This is a genomic window from Mesobacillus subterraneus, assembly GCF_023715485.1.
In the GTDB taxonomy this organism is placed as follows: Bacteria; Bacillota; Bacilli; order Bacillales; family Cytobacillaceae; genus Mesobacillus; species Mesobacillus subterraneus_B.
Genome location: NZ_JAMBOF010000027.1, coordinates 1 through 14,428, shown reverse-complemented (window position 1 = coordinate 14,428; position 14,428 = coordinate 1). Strand labels below are relative to the sequence as shown.

General features: G+C 39.4%; 13 protein-coding genes and 2 pseudogenes. 12 read left to right on the top strand and 3 right to left on the bottom strand.

Annotated elements, in window-relative coordinates; genetic code table 11:
* Window positions 1-185 precede the first annotated feature (185 nt).
* The 4 genes and pseudogenes from M3204_RS22630 to M3204_RS22615 form a co-directional block, all read left to right on the top strand.
* Window positions 186-431 (top strand): annotated as a pseudogene (locus tag M3204_RS22630) (DUF2268 domain-containing putative Zn-dependent protease); the annotation flags it as partial.
* 485 nt (window positions 432-916) lie between these two features.
* Window positions 917-1,567, top strand: a complete 651-nt coding sequence (locus M3204_RS22625; protein WP_251488568.1) for an imm11 family protein — start codon at window positions 917-919, stop codon at window positions 1,565-1,567.
* A 173-nt stretch (window positions 1,568-1,740) separates the two neighbouring features.
* Complete coding sequence (locus M3204_RS22620) at window positions 1,741-2,241, top strand: DinB family protein (protein ID WP_251488566.1); 501 nt, start codon at window positions 1,741-1,743, stop codon at window positions 2,239-2,241.
* Between the two features lie 201 nt (window positions 2,242-2,442).
* On the top strand, window positions 2,443-2,898 hold the full coding sequence (locus M3204_RS22615) for an NUDIX hydrolase (protein ID WP_251488563.1): 456 nt from the start codon (window positions 2,443-2,445) through the stop codon (window positions 2,896-2,898).
* 84 nt (window positions 2,899-2,982) lie between these two features.
* Here the strand turns inward: M3204_RS22615 and M3204_RS22610 are convergent, their stop codons facing one another.
* Window positions 2,983-3,486 carry a hypothetical protein gene (locus M3204_RS22610; RefSeq protein ID WP_251488560.1) on the bottom strand — a complete coding sequence of 168 codons (504 nt, stop codon included), beginning with the start codon at window positions 3,484-3,486 and terminating at the stop codon, window positions 2,983-2,985.
* 717 nt (window positions 3,487-4,203) lie between these two features.
* On the opposite strand from M3204_RS22610, the gene M3204_RS22605 reads away from it, so the two are divergent.
* Window positions 4,204-5,823 carry a PucR family transcriptional regulator gene (locus M3204_RS22605; RefSeq protein ID WP_251488558.1) on the top strand — a complete coding sequence of 540 codons (1,620 nt, stop codon included), beginning with the start codon at window positions 4,204-4,206 and terminating at the stop codon, window positions 5,821-5,823.
* A gap of 183 nt (window positions 5,824-6,006) precedes the next feature.
* On the opposite strand, the gene M3204_RS22600 is transcribed toward M3204_RS22605, so the two are convergent.
* Window positions 6,007-6,444, bottom strand: coding sequence for a cell wall hydrolase (locus M3204_RS22600; RefSeq protein WP_251488555.1), 438 nt, complete (start codon window positions 6,442-6,444; stop codon window positions 6,007-6,009).
* 246 nt (window positions 6,445-6,690) lie between these two features.
* Window positions 6,691-7,452: an MBL fold metallo-hydrolase gene (locus M3204_RS22595; protein ID WP_251488538.1), complete on the bottom strand. Its 762-nt coding sequence runs from the start codon at window positions 7,450-7,452 to the stop codon at window positions 6,691-6,693.
* Window positions 7,453-7,570: 118 nt separating this feature from the next.
* Between M3204_RS22595 and M3204_RS22590 the strand changes: the two are divergent.
* The 7 genes and pseudogenes from M3204_RS22590 to M3204_RS22560 all read left to right on the top strand — a co-directional run bounded on the left by M3204_RS22590 (window position 7,571) and on the right by M3204_RS22560 (window position 14,157).
* A pseudogene (locus M3204_RS22590) lies at window positions 7,571-7,980 on the top strand (Lrp/AsnC family transcriptional regulator).
* 63 nt (window positions 7,981-8,043) lie between these two features.
* A complete protein-coding gene (locus tag M3204_RS22585) occupies window positions 8,044-8,322 on the top strand; it encodes a pyridoxamine 5'-phosphate oxidase family protein (protein ID WP_251488535.1) in 279 nt (92 codons plus the stop codon).
* 219 nt (window positions 8,323-8,541) lie between these two features.
* Window positions 8,542-9,066 carry a YhcN/YlaJ family sporulation lipoprotein gene (locus M3204_RS22580; RefSeq protein ID WP_251488532.1) on the top strand — a complete coding sequence of 175 codons (525 nt, stop codon included), beginning with the start codon at window positions 8,542-8,544 and terminating at the stop codon, window positions 9,064-9,066.
* A 504-nt stretch (window positions 9,067-9,570) separates the two neighbouring features.
* The gene (locus M3204_RS22575; protein ID WP_251488511.1) at window positions 9,571-11,037 is read left to right on the top strand and encodes a CoA-acylating methylmalonate-semialdehyde dehydrogenase; all 1,467 of its coding nucleotides are present in this window, start codon (window positions 9,571-9,573) and stop codon (window positions 11,035-11,037) included.
* Window positions 11,038-11,082: 45 nt separating this feature from the next.
* Complete coding sequence (locus M3204_RS22570; protein ID WP_251488494.1) at window positions 11,083-12,438, top strand: aspartate aminotransferase family protein; 1,356 nt, start codon at window positions 11,083-11,085, stop codon at window positions 12,436-12,438.
* Between the two features lie 114 nt (window positions 12,439-12,552).
* On the top strand, window positions 12,553-13,806 hold the full coding sequence (locus M3204_RS22565; RefSeq protein WP_251488478.1) for a M20 family metallo-hydrolase: 1,254 nt from the start codon (window positions 12,553-12,555) through the stop codon (window positions 13,804-13,806).
* A gap of 204 nt (window positions 13,807-14,010) precedes the next feature.
* Window positions 14,011-14,157, top strand: a complete 147-nt coding sequence (locus M3204_RS22560; protein ID WP_251488475.1) for a hypothetical protein — start codon at window positions 14,011-14,013, stop codon at window positions 14,155-14,157.
* Window positions 14,158-14,428: the final 271 nt, after the last annotated feature.

Below are 14,428 nucleotides of genomic sequence, written 5' to 3'. Positions count from 1 at the left end.
GTTATTCAGAAAAGATTAACGCCCTTTTCTTGAATTCCTTATTGAACAAACGAAGCAGGATATTTCAATAAAAGAATTACCATTTATTTGGATAATAAATCTTAGATTAAGTAAATAAAAAGGGGGATAATTAGTGGTCCAGGTAAAACAAATAACTCCAGCCGAAAGCTTTTACTAATGGTCCAGGCAACGTAATTATTGCGATACCTCCTCGACCAGGTGTTGATTTTCTTCAATATTTACTAGCCCACGAATGTCATCATGCGAGTCCTGAAAACCCTATCTATCATTTATCGTTAAGCACATTTAATTTAGAAGAGTGGTATAAAATGGAGGGAACAGCAGAGTATTTTGCTCTTTTTTTGTATCCTGATAAGAGATGGTGGAAAGATAACCTTCCAACTGGGATGGAGTCAACATTGGAAAAATAGCACTCGTCTGCTTTAATACATAGAAAGAATAAATTGGATTAGTTGGAACGCCGTATGCGGTGAAAGTCGCACGTACGGTGTGAACAGGGGGAAAAGCTAGCGATAACTTCAAATGCTTACCTATCTGTATGAAGAAGGAAAATAAAAAGATGCTGTTGAATTTTATAAATAGTAATATTTTTCAGTTCAAGGAACACAGAAAAAAGGGGACCACTATGAAAAAAACGGTCATTAAAGTATGCTGGACCATTATATGTATTTGTTTAGTAATGAAACTCATTTTTGGAGATAGTTTTATATCTTTTATTTTCACTGTTATAGGATTTTTTACTTTTGCCACATATGCGATTGCTGTTTTAATAAATGAGGAAAAATAAGGTTATTAATTGTAGTACATCATTTCCTTTTTATATAAGTAACAGGACAAGTATTTAAGAAAGAAATTACTGCGGTGCCTCTTTTTTTCTTTTCAATGAAAGGGTGCGTTGATCCAGGAAGGATTAACCGCCTTTTTTGTTGAAATCCTTATTGAGCTAAAGGAGCAGTTTAGTAGAAGAAATACAGCTGTGATATTAAAAGTAAATTTTGATGAAGGTGATACTATGATTTGGATCTGGGCAATTCCTAATACATATCCTAATAAAAGAATAGGTGAATACATTCAGGATTCTGGTACAGATAGGTTTGTTTTTAGACAAGGTAAAGTAATTAGCGAAGATGTCATTTATCCAAAAATCGTGTTTGAATATTCGGAAAAGTACTTGTCAGATGTACTGCCTAATAATGGTCAATTAATAATCGTTTCCAAAAAGGTTTTAGAGATAATGGAGGATGTTTGCCCGCAAGATATACAGGTTTTTGATGCAAATGTTTTTGTAGGAGAAAAAAGAATTTCTAATTATTATTTAATAAATATTGTTAACGCTGTAGAGGCGATTAACAAAGAGGCATCGGAATTTACAAGTATTAAAGGAACGGATGCAATCCTTAATTTCAACAAAATAGTTTATAAAACAGACGATTTAGGAAAATATAATTTAGTTAGAAATGCCGACTATCGTTCTCATATCTTGGTTTCTGATTATATAAAAGATAGATTTGAGAAAGAAAATATAAAAGGGGTGCAATTCAACTAACAGTTGCGTTGATCCAGCAGGATTAACGGCCTTTTTTGTTGAATTGCTTATTGAACAAACGATGCAGGTTTGTTGAAGAAGGTATTTGTAATTGAAAATTGAATAATTAGTTACATAGAGAAAAAAGGTAAAACTATTAGATTTGAGTTAATCAATAAAAAGGAGAAATTAAATTGAGCGAACTTAAACTAATTAAGGCTTACAAAAACGAGCTTCAAGATTACTCCTTGGAACAGCTAAGATATAAATCTGAAGAAGCGGTTTGGTCAATTGGGCAAATGTATGACCATTTAATCCTTGTTGCCCATGAGTATCTAGATAACATGGAAACATGTTCCACTTTAAGTAATGAACAGCCCCTTGGGAAAACAGAGTTTGGTCAGCATTTATATAAGATTGGAGGGTTTCCTCCAATAAAAATTAAATTACCGGATGAACTAAATACTCCACCTAATAATTCAGATGGTAAGGACGATCTTATTAGCAGAATGGATGAAGTAATTCTAAGGTTAAGTCAATGGAATTTGAAAGTGGATAAGATAAACCCAAATTATAAAGTCGAGCATGGAGGGTTTGGATGGCTCAATGCAAGGGAATGGTATGATTTGGTTGGTATGCATTTTCGTCATCACTTGCGTCAAAAAGATGAGTTAGAACAAAGGCTTGATAAGTGACGGGTGTTTAAGTTGAGGATAGTTGTTTTGGCGAGCCTGTTTTCTTATTCAAGTAACGGGTGCGATGATCCAAGAGGGTTATCCACTTTTTTGTGGAATCCCGTATTGAACTAAAGAAGCAGGATAGTTGAAGAAGGAAAATGGTTATTCGGAAGCGAAAAGGTAGTTGAAAATAACACTACATATATGTGAGGAGAAAAAATGACAGAAAAACCGATTGTTTTAGTTGTTAGTGTTTCAATAATTAAAGGTGAAGAAGTTTTAATGATAAAAGAAAACAAATCAAATGTAATAAATAAATGGAATTTTCCAAGTGGACACATTGAAATTGGAGAAGACATTCCTTATGCAGCTATTAGGGAAGTGAAAGAAGAGACGGGACTAGAAGTAGAACTTACATATACAACTGGTGTTTATAACTTTATAAGTAGTTATCAAGACCAAGTTATTATGTTTCATTTTGTAGGGCGGGTTGTTGGGGGTTCAATATATCTTGAAGAAGATGAAATTATAGACAGTGCCTGGATGAAGGTGAGTGAATTAGAAAAGGCTAATGATGATGAACTTCGCGATCCGAGTGCTATAAAACAAATAGCAAATTGTCTTGTTAATAAAAATTACCACCCCATTAATGTATTCCATAAACAAATTAAGTAAGAGTCCTTGTTCAACTAAAGGGTGCTTTAGCTAAATAACAAGTCCATCAAAAAAGATGGTCTATTTTTGTTTATATTACCAGCATCAATATACCTTTTGATTTGGTAATTCCCCAAGTTTTTTACTGATAAAGTGAAAGTAAAGAATTAAGAAAATAGCCGCTACGGGGTATACGGGAATGGAATAAGAGAGCTTCCAGCCGGTATAAACCAAAGCTTTATTTTTTACGCTAATCCATTCGTATAATATGGAGAATGCTGTCCAAAACAGAATGTACCAGGCTGTTTTTTTGCCGTAAAGTTCGAATTTGTCGTAGAAATACAGGAAGACTAATGATGCACAAGGGTACATGAACAAATGGAATAGAGCGCCGGACAATTCATATGTTGGATTATCTCCAAAATAATAAGCTTTAAAAGGAGTCGCAATTAGAAAGTAGTCGATTGTTGAAACAAGAGATAGATTGTAGATCCAAATAAGGATGACTGTAGTAGGGGTGAAGTATTTTCGTATAGGCAAATACGATAATAACGCGACAATGGAAGAGATTAGAAAGAACCACTCATTCCAGTCATATTTTACATTCATCTATTTCGGCCCCTCGATATAAAATAATTCGGAATACCTTCATAAAACCAATCATCAGTAAAAGCCCCCCAAACCAAATGGAAGGAGACCACCAAACCAAATGGAAGGAGACCACCAAAACTTCCAGTTCACATGGATCAATACACCTAAAAAATGATTGAACCATTCTATACTTGTCAGAATAGCTACAAATACTAATATCAGCAGGCCCTTTTTTACCCAAGTAATGGTTACAGAATAATAATCCAAAAACAAAACCATGATCAGTGGATAGAGAATCGTTCGACTAAAAAAATGGGAGAATTCTAAAGGTAATTTTTCAGGTATATATAATGTTTTAAAATTCATATAACATAACGCTGAAAAATTTTCGGCTACGTAAGATCCAAGCAGCCAATATGCTATGATTTCAAGAATGTGCAAATGTTTCTTTTTCTTAATGAAAAAAGCAAGCCAATCCCGTTCATTAAGATATTAATGAATAAAACCATTTCCTGTTCTCCTCACCGATTGGGTGTGATTTACTTAGTGATTTTTGCGGCATATTCTATTTTTCCCAAATGCTATTTCTGTATGAAGATGTTATTGTTCGTAATCGCCGCGAAAGGTAAAAACTTATAGAAATCTAACGGATTACTTCATGCAGGAAACGACAAAATCCTTACAATGCTTCCTTTATAGTAGGAAATATAACTACTTTTTAAGGGTGATTTTGCTTTGACTTCTTATATCACTGTCCAAGATCTTTTACAAAGAAAGCATTTTGAAAACATTGAAGTAGTAGCAGGACATCGAGGACTTAACAGGATGGTGAAGTGGGTCCATGTTGTCGATGTAACGAAAATCAAGAATCTTTTAAACGGCAACGAATTGATTTTATCGACGGGGCTGGCCTGGAAGGAGGACAAGGCATTATTCCTATCAGTTGTTGAGCAATTGATTGAATCAAATGCGGCTGGGCTTTGTATTGAAATCGGCACATACACAACACTTTTACCACCGGAAATCATCGACCTTGCCAACGAGCACCAGTTTCCTATCATTCTTTTTCAGCAAGAGGTTCCGTTTGTGGAAATCACCCAGGATATCCATACTCTCCTGATCAATCACCAATATCAAATGATTTCTGACTTAGAAGGCTATTCACAGGCATTGAATAAGAAGCTTTTAACGATTGAAGATCATAATGAAATCCTCACTTTTATCCAACAATACCTAAAACTTCAGGTTGTCACCATTTTTAGCAATCACGAAATAAAATTCACCCCAAAGGTGAGTGAGAATGAGCAAGATGAGCTGCTGAATATCATTGAAAGCCATGCTATCGGTCCAGCCTCGCCATTGGTTGCTAGTATTCCGATCCAGCTGCTCGGTGACAATCATGCCGAGCTCATCATTTTATCGAAAGACAGGGCTATCACAGATTTTGATCAACTGATTTTAGACAGGACCGCAACGGCGCTCGCCCAGTTTTTATTAAGGAAGCATTATGTTGAGGAAAAGCGGCGTGCTGAGGAAACGGAATGGCTGACGACCTGGCTTGAGGGAAAATACAGCGAGGAAGCGATTCAGGAATATCTTGCGTATCATACGCCGGCAGTAAAGCCGAAGGGGGCTTTTGTCTGCCTATGCAAGCTCAATCCATTCGAGAATTATTCAAATTTGGATTTGACCTATTTTAAACTCTACTTCAGGACTGTTTTTGAACAGCAAGGCTTTACGCTGTTTTCGGTTGAAAAAAGAGATTCACTGATCTTCATCTTTTTGAATAAAAGAAACAATTCCACCTGGAAGGAGCGAATGAAGGAAGGAATCCAGAAGCTCGTGCAAAACGACCTCAAGGTAGGTAAGCATAAGACCAAGCCTGTCCTCGGAATCGGGAGATATGTTAACGAATTGAAGAATATTCATCTAAGTTATCAAACGGCGATTGAGACAATTCGGATCCAGAATCGCTGCAGCCAGCACGAGGCCAGTTATTTTTACGATGACTTACATATATACAGGCTTATTTCCAATTTGAATCGTCATTTGGACCTGAATGAAATTGTTCAGGAATACCTTGAGCCAGTGATTACCTATGACAAAAAGTACAATGGCAAGCTAATGGAGACATTGAAAACGTATTTGGCATGTAATGGATCGAAGCAGGAAACTGCGAAGAGGCTGTATGTTGTCCGCCAGACTCTCTACCATAGAATCGAAAAGCTTGAAAAGCTGCTCGGGAACGATTTTATGAGCCATGAAAAGCGCCTTGCGATTGAATTTATGCTCCATTCCTATGAATTCCTGCAGTCATCGAAGCAGATTAAAGGAGTGGAACAGGAAACGTTGTAGTTACTTTTGCATTCTGAACCTGCGATAATGTTAGGAACATAACGGACAATAATCAAGGTATCCAGCCTTGTTTCGGCGGATACCTTTGTTGATTTTTTATTGCTGCATGTGCAGAACATTGTCAGGTGAATTAAGCCTTCTGTGATCTTAACTCATAAACCACCCTAATGTGTGTTTTCGTTATCATCTATAAACACCATCACATGTATTAGCTATAGGTTCGTAATAACAATGCTGTTTAAATTGACCAGCAAACGGCTGGTTGTACCAGGTAGGAGGACATGGAGCATAAGGATTAAAGTACCAAAGTGCATACTTGGACGGATGTTGTCTCCAATAGTCTAATGTTTGTTTCGCTAATCTTTTTTCCACGCCTCTTGCTCTGTTATAAAAAACATTCCCTTTTTGAACTGCTTCAAAAGAATAATTTCCTCCTTGAATCTGAAAAATCACCTGCGGTATTGTCCTTAGATCTTTAAAATCTAAACAATTCGCGTTAAGTCGATTCACAACTACATTACCAACCATAAGCATCCCCATTTTACCTTCACCTTCAGCTTCTGCCCTCATCATCCTTGCCACTAAAGCAACATCACTGTCGGTATATTTTACTCTCGGCATTTTTATCACCTCTATATGAATTGTATTAAAAATAGCCTGCAAAAATGTTTTTTCTTGATTGGATGATGATTACGATTCATTTTCGATTATTTGGGTGGTAGGTGTTTATGTGCCCGAAAAAGCGGAGAATTGGAGACTACGGTCACATAAAATGTGTTTATGTGCCCGGAAAAGCGGAGCATCAGAGATTACGGTCACATTCACTCCACAAAAAACAGACAGAAATGTTTCTGTCTGCTCTGTTTCTTAAAATGAGTAAGATTCTCCGTCATTTGGCACGAAAACACTCGAGAAGATTCCTTTTTCCTCAATAAATTCCTTTAACTCTTTCCTTGATAATGTCCAATGATTCACAGCTTCCATATGGCTTGCAATAATTTTGGCGTTAGGGGCAGCCTTATGGACTTCATAAACATCATCTATTCCCATTACGAGAGAACCGCCTTCCTGGAATTGATTGTCTCCCGCATTTACAACAATGATTTCTGGAGTATGTGTATCTATTACATTTTGAACACCTTCATACCAAACTGTATCTCCAGCCACATATATGGTTTTCTCCTTGTGGTGTTTAAAAACAACACCACACACTTGACCAGTACGTTTTAATATTTCCCCTCTGCCATGTTCGCCGTTTGTTTTAATTAAGCGGACCTCTGCAAAGACTGTGTCTTCTTGTAAAACTTCTACATTTTGAAACCCATCGTCTCTAACTGCTTTGGCATCTTCTTCATTTTGTACAAACATTTTTATATCCTTTGGCAGTGCTTCTTTGGCTGCATCATCATAGTGATCTAAGTGTAGATGAGTAACAATTACAGCATCTACATGATTGATAATATCCTCAATAGAGAAGGGTAATCTGATTAAAGGATTATTTTGGTCTTGCCTTAATGAATTTGGAAAGGGCGGATAAGCACCCTTTTTAGCCAAAAATGGATCTATTAAAAACTTCTTCCCTGCATATTGGAGAACGATTGTTGCATTTCGAATTTGTTGTATATTCATATTTATTAGCTCCTTTTCTATAATGTATATATAGTTTATATTAAGACCACTTTTGACTTACATAGTTAAAATCAAGTCTTTTTGCTGTTTTACTTGATTAATGAAAGGATTTGAAAAAATGCTGGATCACACGGATAGGCAAATTATAAATGAACTGTCAAAGAATAGCCGGATTACGATGAAGGAATTAGGTGAGAAAGTCCATTTAACTGGGCAGGCCGCTTCAGCAAGGGTTGCGAAGTTAGAGGATCATGGGATAATTGAGGGGTATAGCATAAAAGTCAATCAATCAAAAATAGGTTATTCTGTTCACGCAATTATACATATTTATACGAAAAGCACGAATCATCAACCTTATTTGTCATTTATAAAAAAACAAGAAGAATACGTTTTACACAACTACAAAATCAGTGGGGAAAGTTGTTATCTTCTCGAATGCAAATTTCAGTCGAATGACATATTAGATGAATTTTTAACAACCTGAGCAATTTAGTGAGCTATAAATTATCGATTGTCATTAGTAAATAGTTTGGGCTGTCAGTAACTAGATGAAAAATCCGTAACGGTAAAATGATTGCTTGGAGGGTTTATATGGACGATACAAGAAAGGTTATTAGACAAAGTAAAACGCTTAAGGGTCCTTTCCCAGGATTCAATATTAGCGCGGCACCTGAGTTGCCATATCAACTTTTCTTAGAATGGTTCCAGGTAGCAATAGATAACGGAGTACATGAGCCTCATGCAATGACTCTTTCAACAACAGATGAAAATGGCGATTCGGATTCTCGTGTTTTGATTATAAAAGATGTGGATGAAAATGGATGGTACTTTGCATCAAGCTCTCTGAGCGAAAAAGGCAAACAAAGTTAGGTTACCATATCGCTTTTTTGAACTCGAGAGCCATTTCGCGAGTTTTTTGGTGTCCCGGCATGTTCATCAAATTGGCGGTGAAAGTCCGCTATGGGCGTTGAGAGATGAGAACCATTAGCCAAAGGAAAGAATGTCACTGGCGACGGGGAGTGTATGTTTTACATAAAAACAGATTGTTTGGCAACTCTATAATTGAATTAAAAATTAGGAGGAACAAACATGAAGTTAATTCGAAGCTTGTCATTTAGCTTATTAATAATTGCTTTGAGCACTGGGTGTGCGATGAACAACGGAGCTAGAGAAGATGTAAATGATAACAACAATACAAAGGTTCAAAATTACAATCAAACGGATAGAGGCGCAAGAATTCTTGATGATAATCTAAATAACAATGATAATAATGATAACAGGCAAATGCGAGTTCACGGTGAAGTTAAAAACAGTATTGAGGATCTAAATGAAGTAAAAAGAGCACATGTAATTGTCACGGATAGCACTGCTTATGTGGCAGTAGTATTAAACGATGACAAGACAGGTAATATCAGAAAGGATATCGAAAATAAAATTTCTGATAAGGTAAGATCCACTGATAAAAGTATTGATAATGTCTATGTTTCAAGCAACCCTGATTTTGTTGACCGCATGAGCGACTACGGCAATAAAATCGAAAACGGAAAGCCGATTCGTGGCTTGTACGATGAATTTAGTGAAATGGTTCAAAGAGTTTTTCCAACATCAAGATAAAATTTTTTATAGTCCTTATGTAAAAGCTCAAGTCAGACCTTTAATTAAAAAAAGTTAATTTAATCAAGTGAGTGCGTTGATCTTTTAAGGATTAACGCCTTTTTTTATTGAAATAAACTCAGCAAAGATATGCGGAGTTGTTTTTATAAAGGCTCTGTTAAAGCTCAATGTTGTTATTTAACCCTGTTGATTGTAGTGGAAGGCGCGAAGACTCCTGCGGGATCAGCTGGACAGGTGAGACCCCGCAGGAGCTTGCGACGAGGAGGCTCAGCGCCAGCCCCGCGGAAAGCGAAGCGCCTGGAACGAAAATCAACAGACTAATTTAACAGAGCCTTTTTAAAAAAGAAGTTAAAACAGAATTGGCCATTCTTTTATTCATTATGTGTAATTTTCAAATCCAGTTATTTTACACAATGTCTAATGAAAGCTTGTTGAAAATCAAAGATAATTTTACTATAAGTAGTTTTTTAAAAATTTAGACAAAATAGGAGGCGTGCGTAAAATATGACAGTAATCAAAAATGAGACAGCTGTATTGAAGAACTTTATTAATGGAGAATGGGTGAAGGCGCAGACTTCCGAAGTTCTTGATGTTCCGAACCCGGCAACAGGGGAAGTATTGGCGAAGGTTCCTATCTCTTCAAAAGCAGATGTAGACCTTGCTGTAAGCGCTGCCAATGAAGCGTTCAAAACGTGGAAAAACACTCCGGTACCGAAAAGGGCGCGAATTTTATATAAATACCATCATTTACTCACAGAAAACCACGAGAAGCTTGCGAAGCTGATTGTTCAGGAGAATGGCAAAGCGTATAAGGAAGCCCACGGGGAAGTCCAGAGAGGAATCGAGTGTGTTGAGTTCGCGGCCGGTGCTCCAACATTGATGATGGGTGAAAGCTTATCGAATATCGCCGAGGACATCGACTCTGAAATGTTCCGTTATCCTATCGGGGTGGTCGGAGGGATTACACCTTTTAACTTCCCAATGATGGTTCCATTGTGGATGTTCCCGCTGGCGATTGCATGCGGAAATACATTCGTGCTTAAGCCTTCTGAGCGTACGCCGCTTTTAGCAAATGAACTGGTTGAGCTGTTTAATGAAGCTGGCGCACCAAATGGCGTACTGAATATCGTTCATGGTGCCCATGATGTCGTGAATGGCTTGCTGGATCATGAAGATGTAAAGGCAATCTCATTCGTTGGCTCACAGCCCGTTGCAAAATATGTATATGAGAGAGCTGCGGCACAAGGGAAGCGTGTCCAGGCATTATCGGGAGCGAAAAATCATCATATCGTCATGCCGGATGCCGACATGGAAAAGGCGGTTACCCATATTGTCAGTTCAGCATACGGAAGTGCGGGCCAGCGCTGCATGGCATGCAGCGCCGTTGTGGTTGTCGGAGATGGAGATCAATTTGTCCAGGCGCTAAAACAGAAAGCAGACGAGCTTGTCATCGGAAATGGCATGGATGATGAGGTGCTGCTGACTCCAGTGATCAGGGACTCCCACCGTGAAAAGGTGTTTGGCTATATCGAAAAAGGTGTGGAAGAAGGGGCGACACTGCTTCTGGATGGCCGGAATGAGTTGGATGATTTCAAGAATGGTACTTTCTTAGGCCCTACGATTTTTGACCATGTAACTCCAGAAATGACAATCGCGAAGGATGAGATTTTTGCGCCGGTATTAAGCTTGCTGAGAGCGGAGGGTTTAGATGAAGCACTTGAGTATATTCGAAAATCCCGTTACGGAAATGGTGCGACCATTTATTCAAAGGATGCAAAAGCCATACGACAGTTCAGAGAAGAAGCAGATGCAGGAATGCTGGGAGTCAATGTTGGCGTACCGGCAACAATGGCGTTCTTCCCATTCTCAGGCTGGAAGGATTCCTTTTACGGAGACCTACACGTGAATGGCAAGGATGGCGTCAACTTCTTTACTCGTAAAAAGATGATCACTTCCCGTTTCGATTATTAGAACAGGAATGCAAATTATAATTGAAAGCTTAGGAGGAGGGCAGGTATGACAAAGATTAAGCAAGGCGAGGATTTTCTCACGAAGGATCGGGATTATGTCTGGCATTCGATGAAGCCATACAGTCCTGACAGTACCTTGATTGCGGAGAAAGCTGAAGGATCGTGGGTTACCGACCATAATGGAAAAAGGTATTTGGATGCAATGGCAGGCCTATGGTGCGTGAATGTCGGCTATGGGAGAACAGAGCTGGCGGATGCGGCTTATGAGCAGTTAAAGCAAATGGCTTACTTCCCGCTAAGCCAAAGCCATATTCCGGCGATTAAGCTGGCGGAAAAGCTGAATGAATTGCTTGGTGACGAATATGTGATTTTCTTTTCCAACAGTGGTTCTGAGGCGAATGAAACAGCGTTCAAGCTGGTTCGGCAGTATCACCAGCAAAGAGGGGAGCATGGACGGTACAAATTCATATCTCGCTATCGTGCTTACCATGGGAATTCAATGGGAGCCCTTGCCGCGACAGGCCAAGCTCAGCGCAAATATAAATACGAGCCATTGGCTCCAGGTTTCTTGCATGTTGCGCCGCCTGATTTATACCGAGGTGGTGATCAGGTGGATGCAGATGCTGCGGAGCTTCAGTCCGTGCAGGATATCGACCGGGTTATGACCTGGGAGCTTAGTGAGACGATTGCCGGAGTCATCATGGAGCCGATCATAACAGGCGGCGGGGTGATTGTTCCGCCTGATCAGTATATGAAGGGTGTAAAAGAAGTTTGTGAAAAGCATGGGGCTTTGCTGATTGCTGACGAAGTCATTTGTGGATTTGGCAGGACCGGAAAGCCTTTTGGCTTTATGAACTACGGTGTTAAACCGGATATCATCACGATGGCCAAGGGAATTACGAGCGCTTACTTGCCTTTGTCGGCAACTGCGGTTCGCAAGGAGATCTATGAAGCTTTTAAGGGTACAGAAGAATACGATTATTTCCGCCATGTAAATACATTTGGCGGCAATCCAGCGGCATGTGCCCTGGCATTGAAAAACCTTGAAATCATGGAGAATGAACAGCTGTTTGATCGATCAAGGGAGTTAGGTGACTATTTGAAACAAAGCCTGGCTTCCCAGCTGGCTGACCATCCTTATGTTGGAGATGTGAGGGGAAAAGGACTGCTGGTCGGAATTGAGTTGGTTGGCGATAAGACTTCGAAACAACCTTTAGGAGTTGAGCTTGTAAATAAAGTGATTGGCGGCTGTAAAGCGAAGGGCTTGATCATCGGTAAAAATGGCGCGACCGTTGCTGGCTACAATAACGTCCTGACTTTATCTCCGCCGCTGAATATTGAAAATGAAGACCTTGATTTTATCATTCAGACGCTGACGGAAGAGCTGAAGGCGATTCTGTAAGGAAAACTGAAGAAGGTATCTATGACACTCGTAATCCTTTGAAGTTTATCGGATTACGAGTGTTTCGCACAATGCTTTCACTATTTTACCTGGGGATTTAAGGAGGCATTTTTCATGACGTTGCAGACGTTGACTATAAACAAACAGCGCTTGGAGGAGCGAATCAATGAATTAGCGGAAATCGGCAAAATTGGCGAGACAGGTGTTTGCCGCCTGACGTTGTCAAAGGAGGACAGGCAGGGAGTTGAAAAGGTTAAGAGTTGGATGGAGGAAGCAGGCCTGACAGCAAGAATTGACCACTTCGGGAATCTGATTGGCCGCCTGGAGGGGGGGAATCCAGAAGCGCCGATATTGATGCTCGGTTCTCATATCGATTCGCAGCCGTATGGCGGCAGATTTGACGGAGTGATCGGAGTGCTTGGTGCCCTGGAAGCTGTCCAAACAATGAAAGAACAAAATCTGCTGCCTAAAATGCCGATTGAAGTCGTTGCTTTTAGCGATGAGGAGGGCTGCCGATTTAATAAAGGTTTGTTCGGCGTACGAGGAATCCTCGGCAAACTGGAAGATGGCGAGCTAGACCGTACGGATAAAGATGGAATGACTAGAAGAGAGGCGTTGATCGAGTTCGGGTGTGACCCAGATAGGCTAAAGGAATCCGAATATCCTAAGGAAAGTATCCGGGCGTTTCTTGAATTGCATATCGAGCAGGGGCCAGTGCTGGAGAAAAACAATTTGGCGGTCGGAATTGTCACCGGGATTTCTGGTCCGTTATGGCTAACTGTTGAATTAGAAGGTTTCGCTGGACATGCAGGCTCTGTTCCTATGCCGATGAGGCAGGATGCGCTCGTCGGGGCAGCAAAGGTTATTGTTGCCCTTAATGAACTTGCTGGTGAGGATCCTGATGCTCCCACAGTAGGAACTGTAGGAAGTTTAAAAGTTTTCCCGGATTCTCGAAACATCATTCCTAAAAAAGTAAGCTTTACGGTGGATTTAAGAGATATCGATATTAATAGAAGACACCGGATTGAAGAAAGATTGCGAGCGAGAATCACAGAGATTACTGCTCAGCATGGCTTAACATGCAAAATCTCTGAGGATACAAATAGCGAGCCGCGCTACTGCTCTCAGGAAATCATGAACGTCATGAGGGAAGAAAGCCAAAACATTGGCATCAATACGATGGAGCTGATGAGCGGTCCGTTCCATGATTCGCTTGCGATGTCCTATGTTTGTGACTATGGAATGATCTTCGTTCGATGCAAAGATGGAATCAGCCATAATCCAAAGGAGTTTTCGACTTTCGAGGACATTTCTTTGGGAACTGAGCTGCTATATCGGACGGCTGTAAAGATGGCAGGAGTAGGATGATTTTAAAAATGGATTAATATCAGAACAAGCCGTTCAGCTATGAATCGGCTTGTTTTTTGTGAAAAATGATGACAATTATTTTCTTACTATTCAATATAATTTTGCTATTCCGGATATAATGAAAGCGCTTGCTATGTGAAACTATTCACATGTATAATAAGGATGTGATAAAAAATTAATTTACCCTATCTGGGAGGAATCGCAATGTTTACTGACTTTATATTAGATTTTAAAAATTGGTGGATCGGTGAGTTGCCAAAAGTCGGAAACGAAGAATTTGAAAGAATTGAGTCAAAGCATACAAGAGTTCATCATGATGAAGATATATATGAAGTAATTCGAGTGCATTAAGTATAGAAACGAACAAATTGTCATAATGGTTTAGAAATGCATGATAAAAAAATCTCCCGAAGTGTAGGGAGATTTTTTTCAGTTGAATTGGTAATTTTCGCGTGGAATTTCCAATTCGCTATAAAAAGCTGAATATCGCTATAAAAAAGGTTCCGTCAAGAATTATGTGTAAACATCCATACTCTATGAGTTATATGTGGAGGGGTAGTCAGGCAGCCGAGGCTGCCTGACTACCCCTTTTTGGCCTTTGTATATCGTTGTTCAAACATTT